24 protein-coding genes are annotated in these 23,553 nt (G+C 70.8%); 13 read left to right on the forward strand and 11 right to left on the reverse strand.

Annotated features, from left to right (window positions below; translation table 11 throughout):
- The first annotated feature begins 49 nt into the window (after positions 1-49).
- Together B7K21_RS08780 and B7K21_RS08785 are read left to right on the forward strand one after the other, a co-directional pair.
- The gene (locus B7K21_RS08780) at positions 50-1,438 is read left to right on the forward strand and encodes an aspartate ammonia-lyase (protein WP_084075069.1); all 1,389 of its coding nucleotides are present in this window, start codon (positions 50-52) and stop codon (positions 1,436-1,438) included.
- A gap of 149 nt (positions 1,439-1,587) precedes the next feature.
- Entirely contained in the window at positions 1,588-2,901 is a 1,314-nt protein-coding gene (locus B7K21_RS08785; protein WP_084075070.1) for an NAD(P)/FAD-dependent oxidoreductase, read from the forward strand.
- A gap of 33 nt (positions 2,902-2,934) precedes the next feature.
- Here B7K21_RS08785 and B7K21_RS08790 read toward each other — a convergent pair whose 3' ends face one another.
- From B7K21_RS08790 to hemE, 5 genes are all read right to left on the reverse strand, one after another.
- Positions 2,935-3,606, reverse strand: a complete 672-nt coding sequence (locus tag B7K21_RS08790; RefSeq protein WP_084075071.1) for a metal-dependent transcriptional regulator — start codon at positions 3,604-3,606, stop codon at positions 2,935-2,937.
- A 102-nt stretch (positions 3,607-3,708) separates the two neighbouring features.
- Positions 3,709-4,887 (reverse strand): ferrochelatase, encoded by a 1,179-nt coding sequence (locus B7K21_RS08795; RefSeq protein WP_084075072.1) that lies wholly within the window; start codon positions 4,885-4,887, stop codon positions 3,709-3,711.
- On the reverse strand, positions 4,884-5,558 hold the full coding sequence (gene hemQ, locus B7K21_RS08800) for a hydrogen peroxide-dependent heme synthase (RefSeq protein ID WP_084075073.1): 675 nt from the start codon (positions 5,556-5,558) through the stop codon (positions 4,884-4,886). The genes B7K21_RS08795 and hemQ overlap by 4 nt, the downstream gene beginning before the upstream one ends.
- Positions 5,555-6,919 carry an NAD(P)/FAD-dependent oxidoreductase gene (locus tag B7K21_RS08805; protein ID WP_084075074.1) on the reverse strand — a complete coding sequence of 455 codons (1,365 nt, stop codon included), beginning with the start codon at positions 6,917-6,919 and terminating at the stop codon, positions 5,555-5,557. The genes hemQ and B7K21_RS08805 overlap by 4 nt, the downstream gene beginning before the upstream one ends.
- Positions 6,912-8,000, reverse strand: coding sequence for a uroporphyrinogen decarboxylase (gene hemE, locus B7K21_RS08810; protein WP_084075465.1), 1,089 nt, complete (start codon positions 7,998-8,000; stop codon positions 6,912-6,914). Before hemE ends, B7K21_RS08805 begins: the two co-directional genes overlap by 8 nt.
- Before the next feature lie 48 nt (positions 8,001-8,048).
- On the opposite strand from hemE, the gene B7K21_RS08815 reads away from it, so the two are divergent.
- The 5 genes from B7K21_RS08815 (at position 8,049) to B7K21_RS08835 (ending at position 13,500) form a co-directional block, all read left to right on the forward strand.
- A complete protein-coding gene (locus B7K21_RS08815) occupies positions 8,049-9,383 on the forward strand; it encodes a glutamyl-tRNA reductase (RefSeq protein WP_159448462.1) in 1,335 nt (444 codons plus the stop codon).
- Between the two features lie 130 nt (positions 9,384-9,513).
- A complete protein-coding gene (locus B7K21_RS08820) occupies positions 9,514-10,509 on the forward strand; it encodes an iron ABC transporter permease (protein ID WP_084075075.1) in 996 nt (331 codons plus the stop codon).
- Entirely contained in the window at positions 10,506-11,537 is a 1,032-nt protein-coding gene (locus tag B7K21_RS08825; RefSeq protein WP_084075076.1) for an iron chelate uptake ABC transporter family permease subunit, read from the forward strand. Before B7K21_RS08820 ends, B7K21_RS08825 begins: the two co-directional genes overlap by 4 nt.
- Positions 11,534-12,361, forward strand: coding sequence for an ABC transporter ATP-binding protein (locus B7K21_RS08830; RefSeq protein ID WP_084075077.1), 828 nt, complete (start codon positions 11,534-11,536; stop codon positions 12,359-12,361). The genes B7K21_RS08825 and B7K21_RS08830 overlap by 4 nt, the downstream gene beginning before the upstream one ends.
- A gap of 41 nt (positions 12,362-12,402) precedes the next feature.
- Complete coding sequence (locus B7K21_RS08835) at positions 12,403-13,500, forward strand: ABC transporter substrate-binding protein (RefSeq protein WP_084075078.1); 1,098 nt, start codon at positions 12,403-12,405, stop codon at positions 13,498-13,500.
- 98 nt (positions 13,501-13,598) lie between these two features.
- Here B7K21_RS08835 and B7K21_RS08840 read toward each other — a convergent pair whose 3' ends face one another.
- Both B7K21_RS08840 and B7K21_RS08845 read right to left on the reverse strand, forming a co-directional pair.
- Positions 13,599-14,855: a PhoH family protein gene (locus B7K21_RS08840; protein ID WP_144016191.1), complete on the reverse strand. Its 1,257-nt coding sequence runs from the start codon at positions 14,853-14,855 to the stop codon at positions 13,599-13,601.
- A 299-nt stretch (positions 14,856-15,154) separates the two neighbouring features.
- Positions 15,155-15,916 (reverse strand): isoprenyl transferase, encoded by a 762-nt coding sequence (locus B7K21_RS08845; protein WP_084075080.1) that lies wholly within the window; start codon positions 15,914-15,916, stop codon positions 15,155-15,157.
- Between the two features lie 82 nt (positions 15,917-15,998).
- Here B7K21_RS08845 and B7K21_RS08850 point away from each other — a divergent pair, with 82 nt between their 5' ends.
- The gene (locus B7K21_RS08850; RefSeq protein WP_084075081.1) at positions 15,999-16,655 is read left to right on the forward strand and encodes a hemolysin III family protein; all 657 of its coding nucleotides are present in this window, start codon (positions 15,999-16,001) and stop codon (positions 16,653-16,655) included.
- Between the two features lie 45 nt (positions 16,656-16,700).
- Here the strand turns inward: B7K21_RS08850 and B7K21_RS08855 are convergent, their stop codons facing one another.
- Positions 16,701-16,949, reverse strand: coding sequence for a hypothetical protein (locus tag B7K21_RS08855; protein ID WP_084075082.1), 249 nt, complete (start codon positions 16,947-16,949; stop codon positions 16,701-16,703).
- Between the two features lie 36 nt (positions 16,950-16,985).
- Between B7K21_RS08855 and B7K21_RS08860 the strand changes: the two genes are divergently transcribed.
- Positions 16,986-17,435: a DUF4307 domain-containing protein gene (locus B7K21_RS08860; protein ID WP_144016151.1), complete on the forward strand. Its 450-nt coding sequence runs from the start codon at positions 16,986-16,988 to the stop codon at positions 17,433-17,435.
- Between the two features lie 100 nt (positions 17,436-17,535).
- Entirely contained in the window at positions 17,536-18,018 is a 483-nt protein-coding gene (greA, locus tag B7K21_RS08865) for a transcription elongation factor GreA (RefSeq protein WP_234989258.1), read from the forward strand.
- Positions 18,019-18,028: 10 nt separating this feature from the next.
- Here greA and rlmC read toward each other — a convergent pair whose 3' ends face one another.
- Together rlmC and B7K21_RS08875 are read right to left on the reverse strand one after the other, a co-directional pair.
- Positions 18,029-19,174, reverse strand: a complete 1,146-nt coding sequence (gene rlmC / locus B7K21_RS08870) for a 23S rRNA (uracil(747)-C(5))-methyltransferase RlmC (RefSeq protein WP_084075084.1) — start codon at positions 19,172-19,174, stop codon at positions 18,029-18,031.
- Between the two features lie 2 nt (positions 19,175-19,176).
- Positions 19,177-20,517, reverse strand: coding sequence for an AI-2E family transporter (locus tag B7K21_RS08875; protein ID WP_084075085.1), 1,341 nt, complete (start codon positions 20,515-20,517; stop codon positions 19,177-19,179).
- Positions 20,518-20,635: 118 nt separating this feature from the next.
- Between B7K21_RS08875 and msrA the strand changes: the two genes are divergently transcribed.
- The gene (msrA, locus tag B7K21_RS08880; protein ID WP_084075086.1) at positions 20,636-21,280 is read left to right on the forward strand and encodes a peptide-methionine (S)-S-oxide reductase MsrA; all 645 of its coding nucleotides are present in this window, start codon (positions 20,636-20,638) and stop codon (positions 21,278-21,280) included.
- Between the two features lie 75 nt (positions 21,281-21,355).
- On the opposite strand, the gene B7K21_RS08885 is transcribed toward msrA, so the two are convergent.
- Positions 21,356-22,159: a Bax inhibitor-1/YccA family protein gene (locus B7K21_RS08885; protein WP_159448463.1), complete on the reverse strand. Its 804-nt coding sequence runs from the start codon at positions 22,157-22,159 to the stop codon at positions 21,356-21,358.
- 253 nt (positions 22,160-22,412) lie between these two features.
- Here B7K21_RS08885 and B7K21_RS08890 point away from each other — a divergent pair, with 253 nt between their 5' ends.
- On the forward strand, positions 22,413-22,586 hold the full coding sequence (locus tag B7K21_RS08890; RefSeq protein WP_084075088.1) for a DeoR family transcriptional regulator: 174 nt from the start codon (positions 22,413-22,415) through the stop codon (positions 22,584-22,586).
- Positions 22,583-23,530: a 1-phosphofructokinase gene (gene pfkB, locus B7K21_RS08895; protein ID WP_084075089.1), complete on the forward strand. Its 948-nt coding sequence runs from the start codon at positions 22,583-22,585 to the stop codon at positions 23,528-23,530. Before B7K21_RS08890 ends, pfkB begins: the two co-directional genes overlap by 4 nt.
- Positions 23,531-23,553: the final 23 nt, after the last annotated feature.

Below are 23,553 nucleotides of genomic sequence, written 5' to 3' on the forward strand. Positions count from 1 at the left end.
GAGCTGGGCGCTGGTCGCCACCGTCGGTGCGTCCTGTAAGAATGGCGCCATGACAACGGAGTTCAGGATCGAGCACGACACCATGGGAGAGGTGCGGGTCCCCGCCGACGCCCTCTACCGCGCACAGACCCAGCGGGCCGTCGAGAACTTCCCCATCTCCGGGATGACGCTCGAACGGCGCCACATCGAGGCCCTCGCGCGCGTGAAGAAGGCGGCAGCGCGCGCCAACGCCGAGCTCGGGGTCTTGGACGCGGACATCGCCGACGCGATCGTCGCCGCAGCCGACGAGGTCGCCTCCGGCGAGCACGACGGGCACTTCCCCGTCGACGTGTTCCAAACCGGCTCGGGCACGTCCTCGAACATGAACACCAACGAGGTCATCGCGACGCTGGCGACGCGCCGCCTTGGCCGCGACGTGCACCCGAACGATCACGTCAACTGCTCGCAGTCGTCCAACGACGTCTTCCCCACCTCCGTGCACGTGGCCGCCGCAGCCACGCTCGTCGGTGACCTGGTGCCCGCGCTGGAGCACCTCGCGACGTCGCTCGAGGCCAAGTCGGTGGAGTTCGCCGACGTCGTGAAGTCGGGCCGCACGCACCTCATGGACGCGACCCCCGTGACGCTGGGCCAGGAGTTCGGCGGCTACGCCGCGGCCGTGCGCCTCGGCATCGAGCGCCTGCTCGTCGCCCTCCCCCGCGTTGCCGAAGTTCCCCTCGGCGGCACCGCCGTCGGGACGGGCATCAACACACCCGAGGGCTTCCCGCAGCGCGTCATCGCGCTGCTCGCCGAGGACACGGCGCTGCCGATCACCGAGGCGCGCGACCACTTCGAGGCGCAGTCCGCGCGCGACGCGCTCGTCGAGGTCTCGGGCGCGCTGCGCGTGATCGCCGTCAGCCTCACCAAGATCTGCAACGACCTGCGGTGGATGGGCTCGGGGCCCAACACGGGACTGGGCGAGATCGCGCTCCCGGATCTGCAGCCCGGCTCGTCGATCATGCCCGGCAAGGTCAACCCCGTGGTGCCCGAGGCCGTGCTGATGGTCTGCGCGCGCGTGATCGGCAACGACGCGACGGTCGCGTGGGCCGGCGCCTCCGGCTCGTTCGAGCTCAATGTGCAGATCCCCGTCATCGCTCTCGGAGTGCTCGAGTCGATGCGACTGCTCGCGAACTCCTCTCGGGTGCTCGCGGACCGCACGATCGACGGCATCACCGCCAACGAGGAGCGCGCGCGCTTCCTCGCCGAGGCCAGCCCCAGCATCGTCACCCCGCTCAACCGTGTCATCGGCTACGAGAACGCCGCGGCGATCGCGAAGCACGCCGTCAAGAAGGGCATGACGGTCCGCGAGGCCACGATCGATCTCGGTTTCGTCGAGCGCGGCGAGATCGACGTCGAGCAGCTCGACGCGCTGCTCGACGTGACCACGATGACGGGACGCTGAGCGCGCGAGCGGTGATGCGCACCGGGCGCGGGACCTAGGTCCCGACGCGCCGCGTAGAATTGCGCACATCACCACGCACGGCCGCGGGACGGCTGCGTGGGCGGAACAACCACGGGCAGGTCCCTGGTTGTCATCCGCAGGAGGTTCCCATGTCTCGCACCCGAGTCCTCATCCTGGGCGGCGGCTACGTCGGCCTGTTCACCGCCCTCACCCTCAAGCGCAAGGCGCGCGGCACCGTCGACATCACGCTGCTCGACCGCCGCCCCTACATGACGTACGCGCCGTTCCTGCCGGAGGCGGGCGCGGGCTCCATCGAGCCGCGCCACGCCGTGGTGCCGCTGCGGCGCGAGCTCAAGGGCGTCAAGGTGCTCCAGGGCAAGGTGACCGGGATCCGTCACGCTGACCGCACCGTCACGGCCGCGACCGACATCGGCGACGAACTGAGCCTCGAGTACGACGAACTCGTCATCGCGCTCGGCTCCGTGTCGCGCACGCTCCCGATTCCGGGACTCGCGGACTTCGCCATCGGCTTCAAGTACGTCGAGGAGGCCTCGGCGGTGCGCAACCGCGTGCTGGGCCGCATCGCGCGCGCCGCGACCACCACCGACCCCGACCTTCGCAAGCGCCTGCTGACGTTCGTGTTCGTCGGGGGCGGCTTCGCGGGGGTCGAGGCGTTCGCCGAAACCGAGGACATGGCGCGGGCCGCACTGCGGTACTACCCCGAGCTGTCCGACGAGGATCTCCACTTCGTCATGGTCGAGGCCATGGGCCGCATCCTCCCCGAGATGGGTCCCGACATGGGCGACTACACCGTCAAGGAGCTCGAGAGGCGCGGCATGCGCGTCCTGCTCGAGACACGACTCGAGGGCTGCGAGAACGGCCACGTGAAGCTGTCCAACGGCGAGGAGTTCGAAGCGGACACCGTCGTGTGGACCGCAGGGGTGAGGCCCGCGCCGGTGCTCGCCGAGTCGGACCTGCCGCTCGGCCCCAAGGGACACGTGAGCGCCTCCGCGACCTTGCAGGTCGTCACCGAGGACGGCGAGGTCGTGCCGGGTGTGTGGGCGGCAGGCGACTGCGCTCAGGTCCCCAACCTCGTCGAGGGCGAGGGTGACTGGTGCGCCCCCTCCGCGCAGCACGCGGTGCGTCAGGCGCGTCACCTGGGCGCCAATCTCGCCGCTCACCTCGCGGGACGCGAGCTGAAGCAGTACAAGCACAAGCACCTGGGGCTCGTCGCGTCGCTCGGCCTGAACAAGGGCGTCGCCTCCACGATGGGCATCAAGCTGCGCGGCTGGCCCGCGTGGGTCATGCACCGCACGTACCACCTGCTGCAGATCCCCACCTTCAACCGCAAGGCCCGGGTCGCGCTCGACTGGACGACCGCACTGTTCTTCCGCCGCGACATGGTCTCCATGGGGCGCCTCCAGGAGCCGCGTCGGGCCTTCGAGGAGGCCGCGCGCAGCTGAGCGCCGCAGCGACCGGCGTGAGGACGCTCTCGGCTAGGCCCTGGTCACCCACACGGCGTCGGTGGCGGAACGCCCCAGGGTGATGGCGTGACCGGCGTCGTCGACGAGTTCGACGGCACCGGAGAACGGCGCACCTGGCTTGAGGGACAGCACGGCGCCGATGTGCACGCCCTGATGCGCGAAGAACTTGAGCAGCTCGGGGTCGTCGTCGGAGATGCGCTCGACCCTCACCCGCGCGGGCGGCACGACCTCGGTGAGCAGGTGCGCGTCGGGCGCGTCGAGCACGCCCTCCGCGCTCGGGATCGGGTCGCCGTGCGGGTCGCGTGAGGGGTGGCCCAGGCGCTGGTCGATGCGGTCGACCATGAAGTCGGACACGGCGTGCTCGAGCGTCTCGGCTTCGTCGTGCACCTGATCCCAGCGGTAGCCGAGCATCTCCACGAGGAACGTCTCGATGAGGCGGTGCCTGCGCACCATGGCGACGGCATAGGCGCGACCTCGCGTGGTGAGTTCAACGGAGCCGTACGGAGTGTGCGCGAGCAGGCCCTGCTCAGAGAGCCGCCGCACCGCGTCGGACACGGTGGACTTGCCGACCCCTACCTTCTCCGCGAGCGCGGTCGGCGTCACGGGCGCGTCGGTCCACTCCTGGAGTCCCCACACGGCCTTCAGGTAGTTCTGGGCGCTGGACGACAGCTCGGAGACCGACACGGCGCAAGGCTACCAAGCGGTCGGCGGCAAACCCGGGGCCGCGCACGGCAGCACGGTGCGACGCGTCGGGCGGCGGTTCTGCCCGCCCGACGCGGCGTACGGCTACTGCGACGCGACGGTCGGCTTGGCGGCGCGGCCCAGGCAGCAGTCGGTGGGGCACACGTCCTGCCAGGGCCCGAGCGCGGTGAGCGCGACCCGGTCGCGTGCGGTCCCGCCGGGAGCCACGTGGCGTTCCTCGACCAGGTCGATGAGCCCCGAGACGAACGCGGGGTCCACGCCGACCGTGGGCACGCGCACCATCGTGAGCCCGCGCTCGTCGCACGTCTCCTGCGCCTCGTTGTCCAGGTCCCAGATGACTTCCATGTGGTCCGAGACGAAGCCGAGCGGCGAGACGACGAGGCCGCTGACGGACTCCGGGAGCGCCTCGATCGCGTCGTTGATGTCGGGCTCGAGCCACGGCACGCGCGGGTCGCCCGAGCGGGACTGATACACGAGCGAGTGCGGCACGCCGGGGAACTCGTCGGCGATCCTGTCCATCACGAGCGCGGCGACGGCGCGCTGCTGCTCGGCGTACCACCCGCCGCCGGCGTACCACTCGTTCTCGCCGCCCACCTCGACGGGCGTGCCGTCGGGCAGCGACTCGCGCGGCCCGGAGACCGACGCGGCCGACGTGGGGATCGAGTGCGTCGCGAACATCACGTGCACTTCGCCCCCCTTTCCCTGCGCCGCGAGTTCGCGCAGCCCCGCGCGCACGGCCTCCACGTTCGGCTCGACGAAGCCGGGGTGGTCGAAGTACTGGCGCACCTTGTCCAGCTCGAGCTCGCCCTCGAGCCCCGCCTGCGCGAGCGCCTCTGCGAGGTCCTCGCGGTACGCGCGGCAGCCCGAGTACGACGAGAACGCGGTGGTGACGAGCACGAGCACCTTGCGGTGCCCGTCGGCGTGGAGCTCCTTGAGCGCATCGGAGAAGTACGGCGCCCAGAAGCGATTGCCCCAGTACACGGGCAGATCGAGCCCGCGCGCGGCGATCTCGCCCTCGAGCGCGGCCTTGAGGTCGCGGTTCTGCTGGTTGATGGGGCTGATGCCGCCGAAGTGGCGGTAGTGGTGCGAGACCTCCTCGAGACGCTCGTCCGGGATGCCGCGTCCGCGCGTGACGTTGCGCAGGTACGGGATCACGTCGTCCTGTCCCTCGGGGCCGCCGAAGCCTGCGAGGAGGATGCAGTCGTACGTGGTCGGCTCGACGGTCCGCTCGGACGCGGCGAGCGGGGGCAGGGTCTCGGTCATGAGGCGAGCACCTCGACGGCCTCCGCGGTCGTCACGCGGCGACCGGTGTAGAACGGCAGCTCCTCGCGCACGTGGCGGCGCGCCTCCGTGTAGCGCAGCTCGCGCATCATGTCGACGAGCTCGGTGACGTCGTCGGCCTCCATGGGCAGCAGCCACTCGTAGTCGCCGAGCGCGAAAGCGGCGACGGTGTTGGCGATGACGCCCTTGAACTGCGATCCCTTGATGCCGTGGTCGCGCAGCATCGCCGAGCGCTCCTCCTCCGGCAGCAGGTACCACTCGTACGAGCGCACGAACGGATACACCGTGAGCCAGTCGCGCGCGGGCTCGCCGCGCAGGAAGCCGGGGACGTGGCGCTTGTTGAACTCGGCGTCACGGTGCACTCCTGCGGCCGACCACGTGAGGGTGGTGTCGGCGAGCAGTTCCGTGGCGCGCAGCTCGCGCAGCGCGAGCTGCAGATCCTCGAGCGCAGGTCCGTGCAGCCACAGCATCACGGTGCCGTCGGCGCGCAGGCCGGAGACGTCGTAGATGCCGCGCAGGGTGACGTCGTGCTCGGCGAGCTCGGCGACGGCCGCATCGAAGTGCTCGACGACCTCGGCGAGCTCCTCGTCGGGCGCGTCCAGCAGTCCGTCCAGCACGGAGAACAAGGTGAATCCGTCAGCATGATCGGTCATGCCGTCATCCTCTCTTGTGAATCACTCAAAACGAAATCGGCGGCGACGATCGCGGCGATCCCGCTCAAGCCTGCGGCGGACCCCACGAGCGTGAGGCCAGGCGCGGGCCGCGCGTCGACGTCCCTCAACGGCGACGAGTCCGGCCATGACACCACCGCGATGTCCCGCAGCTGCGGCGGCCCGAGAGGCACGCCGAGCAGCGCCGAGGCATCCGCGAGCGCGGCACCTGCGAGCGAACCGGGCGCCTCCGCGGGAGCGCCCTCGTCGAGCCCCGCGCACGCACTCGCGTCATACGACAGCCGCACCACGTGACGCCCGCCGGTGCGCGCGGCGAGCCACGGCCACTTCGCGGTGGCGTGGGTGAGAGCCTTGGCACGCGCGAGTCCTGGCAGTGCAAGCACGCCGTTGCCGCGCGGCGCGGCGTCGAGCATGGGCGCGTCGAGCACGAGGGTCACGAGCACGGCCCGACCCGTCGACGCACCCGTGGGCGCGAACGCGGGCGCGATGCGCGCGGCAGCGGCCGGCGGCACCGCGATGACGACCTCGTCCACGCGGATGGGTGCGGCATCCACGCCAGTCTCGACCTCCCACACGCCCGACGCGGCGCGCACCTCGGTCACGCGCACCCCGGTGCGCACGGCCACGCCGAGCCGGCGCGCGTCGTCGCCGAGCGCCTCGGCGAGCGTGGCCACTCCTCCCTCGAGGCCGAGCACGGCCGCGCCCGCAGGGGCGGCGGCGCGGCGCGCGGCGGCCAGGGCGAGCAGCCCTCCCCTCGCAACGAGGTCCGATGCGACATCCGGCCCGAGCACGGAGAACGGGAGCGCGTCGAGCGGCTTCGAATAGATGCCCCTCACCACGGGACCGACGAGGCGCGCGGTCGCGCGCCTCCCGAGCCGGCGCCGAAACACGCCGGCGGCCGTCGCGTCGGGCGCGACCACGCGGACGGGCAGCCAGCGGTCCATCGCCAGGCGCAGCGAGCCGAGGCGCCCGATCGCGGCCACGACGTCGGGCGCGAAGGGATCCGTGGGCACGCCCATCCAGCCCGACGCAGGGAGCGCGTGCGCGACGCCGCGCCCCACGACCCAGGCCGGCGTCGGCGAGGGCTCGGCCACCGCGTCGGACAGGCCCAGCTCGGCGAGCAGTCTCTCGACGGAGCCGCCCCGTGTGGCGAAGGACTCCGCGCCCGCGTCCAGCTCCAGTCCGTCGACCTCGATCCTCGACACCCTGCCTCCGAGCGACTCGGTGGCCTCGAGGATCGTCACCACGTCACCGCGAGCCGCGCGACGGCGTGCGGCGAGCAGGCCGGCGACCCCACCGCCGACGACCGCGACGGTCCGGCGCTGTGGAAGCGGGTCAGCCATGCGTGTGCACGTACTCGACGACGCGCGCCACCACCTCGGGGTCAGCGTGGGGAGGCATGCCGTGTCCCAGGTTCACCACGTGCCCCGCTGCGATGCCGCCTCGCGTGATCACGTCCTGCACGTGCGACTCGAGCACCTCCCACGGGGCGCCGAGCAGGGCCGGGTTGATGTTGCCCTGCAGGGGAACGTCGGGCAGGACCGCAGCCGCCTCGTCGAGCGGGGTGCGGTAGTCCACCCCCACGGCCGTCGCGCCGGCCTGCGCGAGCGAGGTCAGCAGGTGGCTCGCGGCGGTGGCGAAGTGGATGCGCGGCACCGGCAGGTCCTCGACAGCGCCGAGCGCCTGCGCCGATCCCCACGCGCAGTGCTCCTGGTAGTCGCGGTCGGACAGCGCCCCCGCCCACGAATCGAACAGCTGCACTGCGGAGGCGCCCGCCATCACCTGGGCCCGCAGGAACCGGCCCGCGAGCGCGGAGACCCACGCGACGAGGCCCTGCCACGCGTCGGGGTCGGCGTACATGAGCTCGCGCGCCGCGAGGTGATCGCGCGACGGTCGCCCCTCGACCATGTAGGCCGCGAGGGTGAAGGGGGCGCCTGCGAAGCCGATCAGGGGCGTCGATCCCAGCTCGGTCGCCGCGAGCCTCACGCCCTGGCGCACGGACTCGAGACCCGCGTCGAGCGTGCCGCCGTCCCCGTCTGCGCCGAGCTCGGGGAGAGCCTCCACGTCGGCGAGCGAGCGGATCGGCTTGGCGAACACCGGGCCCACGCCCGGCGCGATGTCCACATCCACGCCGGCGGCCTTGAGCGGCACCACGATGTCCGAGTAGAAGATTCCGGCGTCGACGCCGTAGCGGCGCACGGGCTGCACCGTGATCTCGGCGGCGAGCTCGGGTGTGAAGCAGGCCTCGAGCATCGTCGTGCCGACGCGCGCGGCACGGTACTCGGGCAGCGAACGGCCCGCCTGGCGCATGAACCACACCGGCCGATGCGCACTGTCGCGGCCCGTGAGCGCGGCGAGGAGGGGCGCGTCCGCCGTCGCGCCGGTGACGAGCGGGTGATCGGCGGGAAGCAGGTGCGCACTCATAGTGTCCGATTCTGCCCCCTTCTGGGCGCGTGTCAGAATGGACGGACCATGTTGATGTCCCTCGTCGCCTCGCACCGCACGCGCGAGCTCGCGATCCTGGAGCAGCTGAGCCTCGGCGCAGACTCGCTCGGATCGGCGGCCGTGGGCGAGGACTCCCCCATCTTGGGCGCCGTCGTCCTGCCCACGTGCAATCGCTTCGAGATCTACCTGGACACCGACGACCCCGAGGCGGCTCGCTCGCACGTGGTCGCCCGCCTCGCCCAGACCTCGGGTCTGCCCCAGTCCGCGGTCGCCGACGCGCTCGTCACCTACGAGGGCGACGACGCCGTCCAGCACCTCATGTCCGTCGCCTCGGGCCTCGAGTCGATGGTCGTGGGCGAGCGCGAGATCTCGGGACAGGTCCGACGCGCGCACCTGGATGCGCAGCAGCGTCACCACATCTCGGCGCGGCTCGACCGCCTCTTCCAGTCGGCCCTGCGCACGTCGCGCGTCGTCGCCTCGACCACGGGCGTGGGCGCCTCGGGCCGGTCCGTCGTCTCCGTCGCCCTGGACATCGCCGACGAGTCGGTCGCCTGGGCTGGAGCCCGCACGCTGATCGTCGGCACCGGCGCACTCGCGGAGAGCGGCGTCGCCACGTTGCGCTCGCGCGGCGCGATCGTCGCGGGCGTGCATTCGCCCTCGGGGCGGGGCGCGCAGTTCGGGGCGCGCCACCGCATCCCGGTCGTGGAGGCTGGTGAGCTGGAACGGGCCGTGGGCGCCGCAGATGTCATCTATGCGTGCTCGGGCGGCGAGCAGATCGTGCTCACCACGGCACTCGTCGCGGGTGCGCGCACCGGTGCCGAGCATCCCCTCACCGTCGTCGACCTCGCCCTGCATCGCGATGTCGCTCCCGGCGTGGAGGAACTGAGCGGCGTGCGCGTCATCAACCTGGAGGACGTGGGCCGGCGCGCGCCAGGCGAGTCGGTGGAGTCGCTCGAGGCGGCTCGCGCGATCGTCGCTCACGCAGTCGCGCGCCTGGGCGACGGTGAGTCCGAGCGGACGCTCGACCCGGCCATCGTCGCGCTGCGCGAGCACGTCTTCGGGCTGCTCGAGCGCGAGCTCGCGAGGGTGCAGCCCTCGGCCGACGCCGATGCGGCCGCGCAGGCAGCGGCGCAGCAGACGGAACAGGCGCTGCGACGCTTCGCGAAGACGCTGCTGCACACCCCCACGATCCGGGCGCGCGAGCATGCCCGGGCTGGCGAGGCCGACCGCTACCTGGGCGCGATCCGCGCGCTGTACGGGATCGACGTGGACGTGCCTGTGGACGCGTGTCCTGCCCCGACGTTCGACTACGACGAGCCGGGACCCGCCGTCGACGGCTCGCACGCGCACCCCGCGGGTTAGCAGGAGCGGCGCCGTTCAGGGCGCCGGCATTTTGCAAACGCTCTCGTTGCGTTAATGCCTTCGGATGGGCTAGGTTAGGCAGGCCTCACCGCGCGCGCCGCGCGCAGTCCAGCGCCCCCGAAGGAGCCTCATGCGCACGCGTGCCCTGATCGCGATCGCCGCCGCGATCGTGCTCGTCGCCGCGGTCGCGCTGTCGCTCGCCATCGGCTCGCGCGCGATCGACCTCGGCACCGTGTGGCAGGCTCTGACGAACCTCGACCCCGAGGACCCTGAGCAGCTCATCGTCGCCGACCTGCGAGTCTCGCGCACCCTGGTCGGCGTGGTCGCCGGCTCCGCGCTGGGCGTCGCGGGAGCGCTCATGCAGTCCCTCACGCGCAACCCGTTCGCCGATCCGGGACTGCTCGGCATCAACGCCGGAGCCTCTCTCGCCGTCGTGATCGCCCTGTCCACGGGCATCGCCACCACGTTCGGGACGCAGGTGTGGGTCGCGTTCCTCGGCGCAGGCATCGCCGCCGTCATCGTGTACTCGATCGGAGCCCTCGGAGCCGCCGCGGGCGCACCGGTGCGGCTCGCCCTCGCCGGCGTCGCCTTCACGGCACTCGTCACCTCGATCACGAACGCGGTGCTGCTGCTCAACGACGAGACTCTCGACCAGTTCCGCCTGTGGGTCGCCGGCTCGCTCACGGGACGCCAGAACTACGACCTCACTGCCCTCGGCTTCATCGTCGGCATGGCAGTCCTCGTGGGGCTGCTGGCCTCGCGCCAGCTGCAGGCCATCGCGCTCGGCGAGGACGCCGCCCGCGCGCTCGGCGTCCGCATCGGCGGGACGCGCGCGCTCATCATCGTGGTCGTGACGCTGCTCGCGGGCGCTGCGACGGCCGCCGCAGGCCCCATCGTCTTCGTCGGCCTCGCGGTTCCCCATCTCGCGCGCGCGCTCGTCGGCGCCTCGCTGCCGTGGCTGATCGTCGTCAGCGCCTTCGGCGGCGCCGCGCTGGTGCTCGTGTGCGACGTCATCGGCCGTGTGATCGCGTACCCGTCCGAGATCGGCGTCGGCATCACGACTGCTTTCCTCGGAGGCATCATCTTCGCGCTCATGGCCCGGCGCATGAAGGTGGTGGAGCTGTGAGGATCCTCCGCCTCGGGCCGCTGGGCATCACGACCCACCGCCGCACCTTCGCCGTCGGCCTCGCGCTGCTCGCACTCGTGCTGGGCCTGTTCGTGCTCGCGCTCATGATCGGTCGCGCCGACATCACCGTGCTCGACGCGCTCAAAGCCGCCGTCGGCATCCCCGTCGGGTCGCCCACCGACTTCATCGTCGGCCAGGTGCGGGCGCCTCGCGCGCTGACCGCGATCCTCGTCGGCGCGATGCTCGGCCTCGCGGGCGCGATCATGCAGTCGCTCACCCGCAACCCTCTCGCGTCACCAGACTTCATCGGCATCTCCGCAGGGGCCGGCACGGGCGCGGTACTCACCATCTGGCTCGTCAGCGCGAGCTCGCTGTGGGTCATCGCAGGCGGCGCCATCGCCGGCGCCCTGATTGTGTCAGGTCTGATCCTGCTGCTGTCGTGGCGCCGCGGCATCGTGCCGCTGCGACTCATCCTCGCGGGAATCGGCATGGGTTTCGTGGCGCAGTCCACGACCCAGTACCTGCTCACGCGCATGGATGTGCACGACGCGGGCAACGCCCTGGGATGGCTCGTCGGCTCAGTCACCGGACGCACGTGGACCCACGTGACCGTCGCGGTCGTCGTGCTGGCAGCGCTCGCCCCGATCGTGCTGTGGCACGCCCGCGCCCTGCGCACGCTCGAGATGGGCGACGACACGGCCACAGCGCTCGGCATTCACGTGGCACGCTCGCGAGCCGTGCTCGCGGTGTGCTCCGTACTGCTCGCCGCCGCCGCAGTCGCCGTCACCGGACCCATCGGCTTCATTGCCCTCGTCGCCCCCGCGCTCGCGCTGCGCGTCACCCGCAGCGCCGGCGTGACGCTCATCCCGTCCGCGCTCATGGGCGCGGCCCTGCTGCTCGCCGCAGATCAGCTCGCGCAGCAGATGCCCGCCACGCTCCAGCTTCCCGTCGGCATCTTCACCGCCGCCGTCGGCGCGCCCTACCTGCTGTGGTTGGTGTGGCGCGCCTCCCGAGGAGGACCGTCATGACCAGGCTCGTCACCCAGCACGCCGTCGTCGGCTACGGCGGAGCACCGATCGTCAAGGGAGTCGACGTCGACATCCCCGACGGCGCGATCACCGCGATCGTCGGCCCCAACGGCTGCGGCAAGTCCACGCTGCTGCGCGCGCTCGCGCGCCTCCTGTCCCCCAGCGAGGGTTCCGTGCTGCTCGACGGCGAGGACATCCAGCGCATCCCCACACGCGAGGTCGCCCGCCGCGTCGGCCTGCTCCCGCAGTCACCCATCGCCCCCGCAGGGATCACCGTGCGCGAGCTCGTGGCCCGCGGTCGCACGCCGCACCAGAAGGTGCTGCGCCCGTGGAGCGCCGAGGACGAGACGTCGGTCATGTCCGCACTGCACTCGACCGGACTGACCGCGATCGCGGACGAGGCCGTCGACGAGCTCTCCGGGGGCCAGCGCCAGCGCGCGTGGATCGCCATGGCGCTCGCGCAGGACACCCCGATCATGCTGCTCGACGAGCCCACCACCTTCCTCGACATCGCGCACCAGTACGAGGTGCTGGACCTGCTGCACCGCCTGCACCACCGCCAAGGCCGCACGATCGTGATGGTGGTGCACGACCTGCACCAGGCCGCGCGTTACGCCTCCCACGTGATCGCCATGTCGGGCGGCGAAGTCGCAGCCAGCGGCGCGCCCTCCGAGGTACTCACGGAGCAGCTCGTCGGCGACGTGTTCGGGCTCGACGTACGCGTGCTGCCCGATCCCGTCACCGGCACCCCCGTCATCGTCCCCGCGCACGCCCCCGGCGGCCACGACCCCCAGCCCGGCCCCAGCGTCGGGCCTGGCGACTGAACGTCACCTCACCCTCAGCCACACCCCACGAAAGGAAAGCCATGCACACCACCACTCGCCGCTTCAGCGCGGCAGCGATCGCGGCAGCGGCCGCGATCGTCCTGGCAGCATGCTCCACCTCGGAGCCCGAGTCGTCCCCCACCGCCACCGAAACGTCGCCCGAGGAGACTGCGTCGGCGGCCTTCCCCGTGACTCTCGACACCGTCATGGGCGAGGTCACCATCGACTCCGAGCCCACGCGCGTCGTCACCCTCGGCTCGCACGAGCACGAGTACCTGTACGCGCTGGGCGTCGCGCCGGTCGCCGTGCCCGTGAGCTGGCAGGGCTACGACAACGGCACCGGCCCCTGGGCCGACGCCGACCGCATCGCCGCCGGCGCCGAGCCCGAGCTCTTCGAGCCGGGCTCCACCGTGTACGACGCCGAGCTCATCGCAAGCTTCGAGCCCGACCTCATCGTCGCAACGTACCCGAACCACACCATGACGCAGGAGGAGTACGACCTGCTCTCCGCCATCGCACCCGTGGTGACCCGCCCCGCGACCGACTCGGACGGCAACGAGACCCACGAGTGGGGCGTCAGCCTCGCCGACGAGCTCACGCTGCTCGCGCAGGCCACCGGCACCTCCGAGGTGGCCGAAGAGGTCCTCGCGGAGATCGACGCCGCCTTCGCCGCGGTGCGCGACGCGCACCCCGAGTGGGACGGCCTCACCTCGCAGGTGGGCGGATACTACGAGGGTCAGGCCTTCGTCTACGCCGCGGGTGACACCCGCAACCAGTTCCTCGCGAACGTCGGCCTGGACGTGGCCTCGATCGAGGGCACCGAGGCCGCGTGGATGCAGATCAGCGCCGAACAGCTCGACACCGTGCTGGGCGACCTGGACTCGATCGTGTGGCAGGTGGCCACCACCCCCGAGGCTCGCGACGCGCTCGTGGGGCTGCCGCTGTTCGACTCGCTGAACACCACCCAGGTGGGCGGCAACCTGTGGCTCACCGACCCGATCCTCGAGGGCGCCTTCTTCGCCAACTCGCCCTCGTCGATCCTGTACTCGATCGACGCGTTCGTGCCGATGCTCGAGCAGATCCTGGACGGCGACCCCGCCACGGAGCTCGAGGAGTTCACGGCCTCCGACGCCGCGTAAGACGCGCCATAAGAGCCCCCGTCGCCCCGCGCTGAGCAGGGGCGGCGGGGGCTCTCGCCGTGCTGGCACGGTTCGCCGGGCGCGTGCCCGGCTCGTGGCTACAGGTCGAGCCGCTCGAGCATGTCGGTCACCAGCGCCGCCACCGCCGACCGCTCCGAGCGCTCGAGCGTGACGTGCGCGAACAGCGGGTGGCCCTTGAGCGCCTCGATGACTGCCGCGATGCCGTCGTGGCGACCCACGCGCAGGTTGTCCCGCTGCGCGACGTCATGAGTGAGGACCACGCGCGAGTCCTGCCCGATGCGGCTCAGCATGGTCAGCAGGACGTTGCGCTCGAGCGACTGCGCCTCGTCCACGATCACGAACGCATCGTGCAGGGAGCGCCCGCGGATGTGGGTCAAGGGCAGCACCTCGAGCATGCCGCGCGCCATGACCTCCTCGACCACCTCAGAGCTGACCATCGCGCCGAGGGTGTCGAACACCGCCTGAGCCCACGGGTTCATCTTCTCGCCGGCGTCTCCGGGCAGGTAGCCGAGGTCCTGACCTCCCACCGCGTACAGCGGGCGGAACACCATGATCTTCTTGTGCTGACGGCGCTCCATGACCGCCTCGAGGCCCGCGCACAGCGCGAGCGCGCTCTTGCCCGTGCCCGCACGGCCGCCCATCGACACGATGCCGACCGAGTCGTCCAGGAGCAGGTCGATCGCGATGCGCTGCTCGGCGCTTCGTCCGTGGACGCCGAAGACCTCCTGGTCGCCGCGCACGAGCTTGACCGCGCCTTCATCGGTGACGCGGCCGAGCGCCGACCCGCGCGGCGAGTGGATCACGAGGCCCGTGTGCACCGGCAGGCTCGCCACGTCCTCGCCGCACAGCGCCGGGTCAGGGGCGTCCAGGTGCTCGGTCTCGTACAGTGCGCCCATCTGCTCGTCGCTGAGCTGGAGCTCTCGCATGCCGGTCCAGCCGGACTCGACCGCAAGCTCCGCGCGATACTCCTCGGCCTCGATGCCCAGCGCCGACGCCTTGACGCGCATCGGCAGGTCCTTCGAGACGACCACCACCGCCTCGCCCTCGGCGCGCAGGTTCGCGGCCACAGCCAGAATCCGGGTGTCGTTGTCGCCCAGGCGGAAGCCGCTCGGCAGCACCTCCTGGTCCGTGTGGTTCAGCTCGACGCGCAAGGTGCCCGCCGCGGAGTTGATCGGCACGGGCTGATCGAGCGTGCCGTGCGCGATGCGCAGCTCGTCGAGCATGCGCAGCGCCGAGCGCGCGAAGTAGCCGAGCTCAGGGTGATGCCGCTTGGCCTCCAGCTCGGTGATCACCACCACGGGGAGCACGACCGCATGCTCAGCGAAGCGCTTCATGGCCCTCGGATCCGACAGCAGCACCGACGTGTCCAGCACATAGGTGCGCAGTGTCGTCTCGGCGTAGACGTCGACCTGAGGGGCGGTGCTCGGGGTGGTGGTCACAGGGGCTCCCAGCGTATTTGGCCGCAGGGCGCCAGCCGCCCTACGGCGGTCGGTCAGGTCGGTGACGGTGTCACACGACGGTGGAGTGCTACCACGCCTTCGAAACTACGCCGCTGTCATACGGCCCCCGGTCGCCGACACGCCGCTGGACATCTGCCCGTAACCTCCGCGCCGGTCCGACGCGGTGGCGGGCCTCAGCGGCCGAGGCGCCGCTCGCGCAGCGCGAAGTCTCGCAGGGCGCGCAGGAAGTCGACCTTGCGGAACGCGGGCCAGTAGGCCTCGCAGAAGTAGAACTCGGTGTGCGCGCTCTGCCACATGAGGAAGCCCGAGAGCCGCTGCTCGCCCGACGTGCGGATCACGAGGTCCGGGTCCGGCTGGCCCTTGGTGTAGAGGTGGTCGGCGATGTGCTCGACCGAGATGGTGTCCGCGACCTCCTCGAGGGAGTGGCCGGCGTCGATGCCCGAGCGCAGGAAGGAGCGCACCGCGTCCGCGATCTCGTGGCGACCGCCGTAGCCCACCGCGACGTTGACGTGCATGCCTGTCGCGTCAGACGTCCTGTCGACGGCCTCTGCGAGCCTCGCCGCCGCGTCGGACGGCAGCAGCGTCGCGTCGCCCACGTGACGCAGCCGCCACCGGCCGTCGTCTGCGAGGTGCTCGACCGCGCCGCAGATGATCTCCAGGAGCGGCGCGAGCTCGTCGGGCGAACGGTCCAGGTTGTCGGTGGACAGGAGCCACAGCGTCACGACCTCGACGCCGGCCTCCTGGGACCACTCGAGCACCTCGGTGATCTTGTCGGCGCCCTTCTGATGCCCGTGCGAGGCGGGCGCGCCGATGGTCTTCGCCCAGCGCCGGTTGCCGTCGAGGATGACGCCGATGTGCCGGGGGCTGGCCGCGCCCTGCAGGGTCGCCGCGAGCTGGCGCTCATATACGCCGTACAGCACGCTGCGCAGGCCCATCGACGTCCTTCCGGGTTCGGGAGTGCGCCTCAGGCGCGAAACCAGACTAACCCGCACCGCTAACCTACGGTACCGTAGGGTCATGGATGAGAACCTCCCTACGATCGGCAAGCCCATGCTGCGCGGTTGGCTGCACCTGGGCGCGGCACCCCTGGTACTCATCGCTGGCATGGTGCTGGTGGTCTTCGCTCCCACGCTCGAGGGCCGCATCTCGTCGGCGATCTTCACGCTCACTGCGGTGATGCTCTTCGGCACGTCCGCCGTCTATCACCGCGGCAACTGGTCGCCGAAGGCGCAGGCCGTCCTGCGGCGCATGGACCACGCCAACATCTTCCTCATCATCGCCGGCACGTACACGCCGCTGACCGTGATGCTGCTCGACGGCAGGACGCGCGTCGTGGTGCTCGTCGTCGTGTGGGCGGGCGCGCTGCTGGGACTGCTCTCACGCATCCTGTGGCTCACCGCGCCCAGATGGGTGTACGTACCGATCTACGTCGCGCTCGGATGGGTCGCGATCGGCTTCATCGGCCCGTTCTATGAGGCGGGCGGCGCCGCAGTCGTCACGCTGATCATCGCCGGTGGCCTGTGCTACACGGTGGGCGCAGTGATCTACGGCTTCAAGTGGCCCGGCAAGTCGGCCCGGTACTTCGGGTTCCACGAGATCTTCCACGCGCTCACGATCGCCGGCTTCACGTGCCACTACATCGCGGCTTCGATGGCGATCTACGCCGCCAACTAGCCGCGCACTCTCGCGCCGACCGCTACGCGCCTGCCCGACGGGGGGTCAGGCCTTCGGGTCGCCGTCGTCGGCGCCCGGCTCATCCCCTGACTGCCCGGTGGCGTCCGCATCCGACCCGACCACAGCGTCGGACCCCTTCGCCGCGCGCGCAGACTCCTCGGCCTGGCGACGCTCGTCCGCCTTCACCTTGCGGATGTGCTTCGTCAGCGAACGCGACAGCAGCACCGCCGCGAGCGCGAGCGCGAAGGTGAACACGAATGCGAGGAAGCCGGGTCCACCGGTGAAGTCCGTCACGACAGGTCCTTTCGTCCAGCGACTATCCTGCCTCATGTGAGCAGCGCACCCGACCCCTCGTCCACGCACGACGACGCGCGCATGCGCGAGGCTGACGGCCCGCTGGAGTCCGAGCGCTCAGGGGCGCTGCCGCAGTTGAGCCGCAAGGGCTGGGCGTGGACCATCGCGGGCCTCGTCGCGCTCGTGGGCGCAGTCGCGACATACGCGTTCGCCGCGGCTCAGGCCGAGTCCGTGCGCTGGCGCGAGGTCGGGTTCGACGTGATCGACGACTCGCAGATCGAGGCGACGTTCGACGCCTTCCTGTACACGGACGCCGACGCGGAATGCCTCGTGCGAGCCCTCAACGAGAGCTACACCGAGGTGGGCGTCGTGACCGTGCACGTGGCCCGTGCCGATGGCGCGGAGCAGCGGATCGAGACCCTCATCGCCACGACTGAGCGCGCGACCACGGCCACTGTCGTCGGCTGCACGGCGCTCGAAGACTGACCGCTCTCCCTGGCCACGCTCAGCGGAAGCCCACCACGCGCTTTCACTTCTGGGGTGCGTCTTGCTACCCTGGCTGATCTTGTCCACAAGGAGGAGCACCGTGACCGAGACGACCGGAACCTGGCTGACCCAGGAGGCCTACGACCGCCTGCAGGCCGAGTACGACCACCTCGTCAACGTGGGCCGCGTCGAGATCGCCAAGGAGATCGACGAGCGCCGCCAGGAGGGCGACCTCAAGGAGAACGGCGGCTACCACGCGGCACGCGAGGAGCAGGCGAAGCAGGAGGCGCGCATCGAGCAGCTGCGCGTGCTGCTCCGTGACGCCACCGTGGGCGAGGCCTCGCACGACGCCGGCATCGCGTCCGGCACCGTCGTGGTCGCCGAGGTCGCCGGACGCGAGATGCGCTTCCTGGTCGGCTCGCGCGAGGTTGCGGGCGGCACCGACATCGACGTGTTCTCAGCGCAGTCGCCGCTCGGCGCGGCGCTGCTCGGCAAGCACCCCGGCGACGAGACCACCTACACCGCGCCCAACGGCAAGGACATCCCCGTGAAGGTCATCTCCTCGGAGCCTTTCGCCGGCTGACGCGGTCGCGTCACGCGCGCCGCAGCAGCACCGCGACCTCGTAGTGCGAGGTGTGCGGGAACATGTCCAGCAGTCGCGCCTCGACGGGTCGTAGCGACGGCATGAGCGCGAGGTCGCGCGCAAGCGACTCCGCGTGGCAGCTCGAGTAGATCACCGTCGGGATCTCCGACCGCTCGAGCCGCGTCGCGAGCTCGGGCCCGATGCCACGGCGTGGCGGGTTCACGATTGCCAGGTCCGGCTCGGATCGCCACAGCGACGGGTGCGCGGTGGCGTCGCCGACCTCGAAGCGCACGCCCCCGGCGCCCGCGACTCCCGCGTCCGCCATCTCTCTCACGGTCGCCTGGGCGGACGTGATCGCCTGCGGTGCCACCTCGATGCCGAGCACGTCCCTGCCGGGCGCGACAGCCTGCAGCGCGAAGCCCCCCACGCCGCAGTAGAGATCCCACACGCTGCGAGGGCTCTCCGCGTCGATCCACTCGCGAGCCTGCAGGTAGAGCTTCTGGGCCACCTCGGTGTTGGTCTGGAAGAAGCTCTGCGGGCGCAGGTGCAGCGTCGTGCCTGCGATGCGCATCGGGAGCGACTCCTCGGGCGTGAGCGGGATCTCCCGCTCCCCCTCCATCACTGCGGCATGCTCGGGGAGCACGTTCAACGAGGCGACCCGCAGCGCGGGCACGCGCTCGCGCAGCCACGGGAGGTGCTTGCGCAGCCGCGCCAGCGCCTCGGTCGAGCGCATGACGAAGCGCACCATCAGCTCGGAATCGGGCGAGACCGTCACGATCACCTGCTTGAGTTCGCCTCGGCGCGCGGGCACGTCGTACGGCTCGAGCCGCGCGCGGGTGATGAACTCTGCGAGCGGCGCGAACGCCGCGCTCAGCTCAGGGGGATACAGCGAGCAGCCCTGGAGATCCACGCCCGCGCCTGCGCCGTCGAGGATCCCGAGCGTCGGCGCGTCGACGGTGCCCGCGACCACCATCTTGGCCTTGGTGCGGAAGCCCTGCTCTGCGCTCGCCACCGGCGGGAGCCAGCGCGCGTCGCCCGCCACGTGCGCGAGCACCTCGCGCACGTGGTCCTCCTTGTCGGCGAGCTGGCGCGCGTAGGGCGTCTCGAGCAACGCGCACGAGCGGCACACGCCCGCGTCGAAGTAGTCGCACTGCATGGCTAGTCGCGCGGCTCATCCTCACGCGGTCGCCGCACGCGGATGGTGCCCTCGGTCGGCTCAGGTCCCGCGGAATCCTCGGCGCCTCGCGCAGGCGCATCGTCCGCGCTGCCCTGCGCCGACCCGCGGCCGCGCACGCGGATCTGCGACGTGTGCGTCATGCGATCCTTCGCGCGCAGCAGGGCATCCTTGGAACGCTGCGCGATGACGGGCAGCTGACCAGTGGTCAGCGGCGGCGGCTCGCTCAGCTCGGCGTGCAGACCGCGGCCGAACGCGACGAAGAACGAGACGATCGGCACCGCGATTACCGCGCCCACGAGGCCCAGCGTGATCGTGCCCACCGACACCGTGATGAGGATCACGAGCGGGTGCAGCGACGCCACCTTGCCGAACAGCCACGGGTAAAGGACGTTTCCCTCGATCTGCTGCACGAGCAGGACGATGCCGACCATCCACAGCGCCGTGACCGTGCCCCCGTCCACGAGTGCGACGAGCACCGCGATGATGCCCGAGATCGTCGCACCGAACAGCGGAATGAACGAGAACAGGAAGACCAGGATGCCGATCGGCAGCGCGAGCGGCACTCCCAGGATCCACGCGCCCAGCCCGATGCCCACGGCGTCGACGAAGGCCACGAACACCGTCGTCTGGGTGTAGCGCCGCAGCGTCAGCCATGCGCCCCTGCCCGCACGGTCCACGCTGTCAACGTTGCGGTCAGGGAGCAGCCCCACCGCCCACCGCCACATGCCCTCGCCGTCGCGCAGGAAGAAGAACAGCGTCAGCAGGGCGATCGCGATGCCAGCGATCAGGCCCGTGACCGTGCCCGTGATCGACAGCGCCCCCGACGCGAGTCCCGCAGCGTTGCCCTGGAGGTAGTCCATGACCGTCTGGCGGGCATTCTCGAGCTGGTCGGCGCTCACGTGCAGCGGCCCCTCCGCGAGCCACGTGACAAGCTCGTTGAAGCCCTGCAGCGCCGCGACCCTCAGGTCATCGAAGCCGGCGGCGATCTCCGCTCCGGCGAGAGTCATGAGCCCCGCCACGACGATGATCAGCAGGAGGATCGCGACCAGCGCGCCCAGGCCCCGCGGCAGGTGCCAACGCTCGAGCCGGTCCACGAGCGTCCCAAGCGGCGCCGTGATGAACAGCGCGATGATCACGGGGATGAACAGCGACGACACCTGCATGAAGAGCGACCCGAGGGCCGCGACGATGATGCCGACGACGATCAGGCGCCATGCCCACGCCGCCGAGAGCCGCAGCCACGTGGGGACGTCCTCCACCACGTCGTGTCCGCGCGTGTAGTGCACGTGCGAGCGGGGCGCCTCGGTCTCCTGGTCAGCCATGGGTCGAGCCTAGCGCCGGGCACCGACGCGGCCACGGAACCCGCATGCGGTAGCGTCGCACCGCTGCGGAACAGACCGCGCCCGGGGGGCGTTGTGCCAGCGGAGAGGAGCACCATCGATGTTCGGACTGTCGAAGACGACCATGATCGCCGCGGACGAGGCCATGCCCGGCCGCGACGTCGAGATGCAGATCGCGGAGCGCCACGTCGTGCTCGGCACGCCGCTCAAGGGCCCCTGGCCCGAGGGCCATGAGGTGCTGTACGTCGGGATGGGCTGCTTCTGGGGATCCGAGCGGATCTTCTGGCAGACCGACGGCGTCTACTCGACCGCCGTCGGCTACATGGGAGGCTGGACCCGCAACCCCACGTATCAGGAGACGTGCACCGCGCAGACGGGCCACGCGGAGACTGTGCAGGTGGTTTACGACCCCGCGAAGGTGAGCCTGGACGACCTGTTCGCGGCGTTCTGGGAGAACCACGACCCGACGACGCCCAACCGTCAGGGCGGCGACATCGGCACGCAGTACCGCTCGGCGATCTTCGCCACGACGCCGGAGCAGCTCGCAGCGGCGGAAGCCTCGCGCGACCGCTACCAGGCGCTCCTCACGGACAAGGGGTTCGGGCCGATCAGCACGCAGATCACGCTCGCCTCCGAGGCGGGCGACGGCGTCTTCTACTACGCCGAGGACTATCACCAGGGATACCTGCACAAGAACCCGGGCGGGTACTGCAACCACGGCTTCTGCCAGGTCTCGTACGCCTGAGGCTGACGCGGGCCCCGCTGCGACATGACGAAGCCCCCGGCGCCGCGAGGCGCCGGGGGCTTCGTCGTCAGCGGCTCAGCGCTGGTTGAAGATCGCGATCAGACGCAGGAACTCGGTGTACAGCCACACAAGTGTCACGAGGAGGCCGAACGCACCCTTCCACTCGAGGTGGTCGGGAGCCTGTGCCTTGACGCCGCGCTCGATGAAGTCGAAGTCAGCGATGAGCGACATGGTCGCGAGCACCACGGCGAAGATGCCGACGAGGATGCCGAGCGGGATGCCGAACAGCTCGACGTCGCTGCGCAGGCCCCACGCGCCGCCTCCGCTCGTGAAGAGCATGACGCCCACGTTCACGAGCGAGAACACCAGGTACGAGACCAGGCCGATCATGAGGAACTTCTGGAACTTGGGCGTGTAACGAACCTTGCCGGAGCGGTACAGCCACAGCGCGACGCCGAACGTCACGCCCGTGGCGAGCAGCGCCTGCAGGCCCGCGCCGGGAACGTCGAGCGCGACCTCGACCCAGTGCGTGAAGCCTCCGAGGAACACTCCCTCGAGCGCCGCGTACAGCAGCGTCAGCGGGGCCGAGCCCTTGTGACGGAATGCCGCGATCATCGCCACGACGAAGCCGGCGATCGCGGCCCCGATCATCAGCAGCGTGTTCGGGAACATCCAACCGACCGCGGCGGCGAGACCCAGCAGGATCAACGCGCCGAAGGTCTTGGCAGTGGTGCCCTCGTACGTCATGCGGCCGATCTGCTGCGGCTGCGCGGCTGGCAGGTCGAACGTCGCCTCCATCGACGCGGCATCGGCCGCGCCCTGGCGCTGCAGCGCCTCGGGCGTGAACTCCTTGGACTGCGTGAAGAACGGGTTGGCCACGAAGATCCTCCTGGCTCAGTGGGGTGTGCGAAGAGTGTACGCACGAAGGCGCACCTGAGGGGATCGTCCGCGAGAAGGATAGGGGGCGTGTAGTACTCCGCGCCCCCGTCGATGTGGACCCGTCGAGCGGTTCACCAACAAACCTGACACAAACAGACTTATCCAGACCTTTGTTTGAGTTGCTTTGCGCCCGTTTCCGTGATTCGATGCGACTATCAGAGTCGATCGACACCACGAGAGGACAACGCCGTCCATGTACGCAACGGCGCGACAGCAGCGCATCCTCGACGAGACGCGCCGGGAGGGCTACGTCGACGAGTCCGCGCTGCCAAGACTCCTGGGATTTGCTTCGGAAGCGGTGCGCCGCGATCTCACCGCGCTTGAAAACCGTGGCGCCGAGTGCCGGGCCCAGGTGATGAAAGCATGATCGTGACCCTGACTCCCAACCCGAGCGTGGACCACGCAGTTGTGCTCGACTCATTCAAGCGCGGAGGGGTGTTGCGCGCAATCGACGCACGACTCGACGCCGGAGGCAAAGGGGTGAACGTCTCGCGCGCGCTCGCCGCCAACGATGCCGAGACGGTCGCCGTCGTCCCCGTCGGTGGGCACCAGGGGCACCTGCTTGCGGACCTGCTCGGAGAGACCGGGGTCAACCATCGCGACGTGCCGATCTCCGGCGCGATCCGCATGAACGTGTCTGTGCTCGAGCCCTGCGGCACCACCACCAAGCTCAACGAGCCCGGACCTGTGCTGTCCACGTCAGAGGCACAGGCGATGGTCGATGCGACCCTCACCGCCGCGAACGGCGCCGCCTGGGTCGCCGTGTGCGGAAGCCTGCCCCCCGGAGTTTCGACCGACATCTACGCGGCCCTCGCCGATCGAGTGCGCGCCCGCGGCGCGCGCTTCGCAGTCGACTCGTCGGGGCTCCCGTTGCGCGCCGCGGTCGAGACGAGACCGAACCTCATCAAGCCCAACCACGAGGAGCTCGCGGAACTCGTCGGACACCAGCTTCCGACCTTGAGCGACGTACTCGCCGCCGCACGCGAGCTCGTGTCGTCCGGCATCCAGATCGTCGCAGTCAGCCTCGGATCTGACGGAGCCCTCCTCGCCACCAAGGACGAAGCTGTGCACGCTCGCGCCACGATTACCACTCCTGTCTCCACCGTCGGGGCCGGCGACTGCATGCTCGCTGGCCTCCTGCACGGCCTCGCATCGGACCTGCCGATCAGTGAGGCTCTCGTCGGAGGTGTCGCCTGGGGATCCGCCGCTGTGGCGCTCCCGGGCAGCTCCGTCCCCACGCCGGACGATGTCCGCCGTGTCGCCCCCACCCTCTCACCCGAGCTCCCGCTCTCTCTTGAGCTGGGGCACTGACGCACCCGGAAGGCACTCCACAC

The organism is Demequina sp. NBRC 110052, from assembly GCF_002090075.1.
GTDB lineage: Bacteria > Actinomycetota > Actinomycetes > Actinomycetales > Demequinaceae > Demequina.

Excerpts from the sequence above, each read along its gene's own strand:
- B7K21_RS08780 (WP_084075069.1), top strand. The coding sequence starts at position 50 with ATGACAACGGAGTTCAGGATCGAGCACGACACCATGGGAGAGGTGCGG.
- B7K21_RS08785 (WP_084075070.1), top strand. The coding sequence starts at position 1,588 with ATGTCTCGCACCCGAGTCCTCATCCTGGGCGGCGGCTACGTCGGCCTG.
- B7K21_RS08795 (WP_084075072.1), bottom strand. The coding sequence starts at position 4,887 with ATGACCGAGACCCTGCCCCCGCTCGCCGCGTCCGAGCGGACCGTCGAG.
- hemQ (WP_084075073.1), bottom strand. The coding sequence starts at position 5,558 with ATGACCGATCATGCTGACGGATTCACCTTGTTCTCCGTGCTGGACGGA.
- B7K21_RS08805 (WP_084075074.1), bottom strand. The coding sequence starts at position 6,919 with ATGGCTGACCCGCTTCCACAGCGCCGGACCGTCGCGGTCGTCGGCGGT.
- hemE (WP_084075465.1), bottom strand. The coding sequence starts at position 8,000 with ATGAGTGCGCACCTGCTTCCCGCCGATCACCCGCTCGTCACCGGCGCG.
- B7K21_RS08815 (WP_159448462.1), top strand. The coding sequence starts at position 8,049 with ATGTTGATGTCCCTCGTCGCCTCGCACCGCACGCGCGAGCTCGCGATC.
- B7K21_RS08820 (WP_084075075.1), top strand. The coding sequence starts at position 9,514 with ATGCGCACGCGTGCCCTGATCGCGATCGCCGCCGCGATCGTGCTCGTC.
- B7K21_RS08830 (WP_084075077.1), top strand. The coding sequence starts at position 11,534 with ATGACCAGGCTCGTCACCCAGCACGCCGTCGTCGGCTACGGCGGAGCA.
- B7K21_RS08835 (WP_084075078.1), top strand. The coding sequence starts at position 12,403 with ATGCACACCACCACTCGCCGCTTCAGCGCGGCAGCGATCGCGGCAGCG.
- B7K21_RS08840 (WP_144016191.1), bottom strand. The coding sequence starts at position 14,855 with ATGAAGCGCTTCGCTGAGCATGCGGTCGTGCTCCCCGTGGTGGTGATC.
- B7K21_RS08845 (WP_084075080.1), bottom strand. The coding sequence starts at position 15,916 with ATGGGCCTGCGCAGCGTGCTGTACGGCGTATATGAGCGCCAGCTCGCG.
- B7K21_RS08850 (WP_084075081.1), top strand. The coding sequence starts at position 15,999 with ATGGATGAGAACCTCCCTACGATCGGCAAGCCCATGCTGCGCGGTTGG.
- rlmC (WP_084075084.1), bottom strand. The coding sequence starts at position 19,174 with ATGCAGTGCGACTACTTCGACGCGGGCGTGTGCCGCTCGTGCGCGTTG.
- B7K21_RS08875 (WP_084075085.1), bottom strand. The coding sequence starts at position 20,517 with ATGGCTGACCAGGAGACCGAGGCGCCCCGCTCGCACGTGCACTACACG.
- msrA (WP_084075086.1), top strand. The coding sequence starts at position 20,636 with ATGTTCGGACTGTCGAAGACGACCATGATCGCCGCGGACGAGGCCATG.
- B7K21_RS08890 (WP_084075088.1), top strand. The coding sequence starts at position 22,413 with ATGTACGCAACGGCGCGACAGCAGCGCATCCTCGACGAGACGCGCCGG.
- pfkB (WP_084075089.1), top strand. The coding sequence starts at position 22,583 with ATGATCGTGACCCTGACTCCCAACCCGAGCGTGGACCACGCAGTTGTG.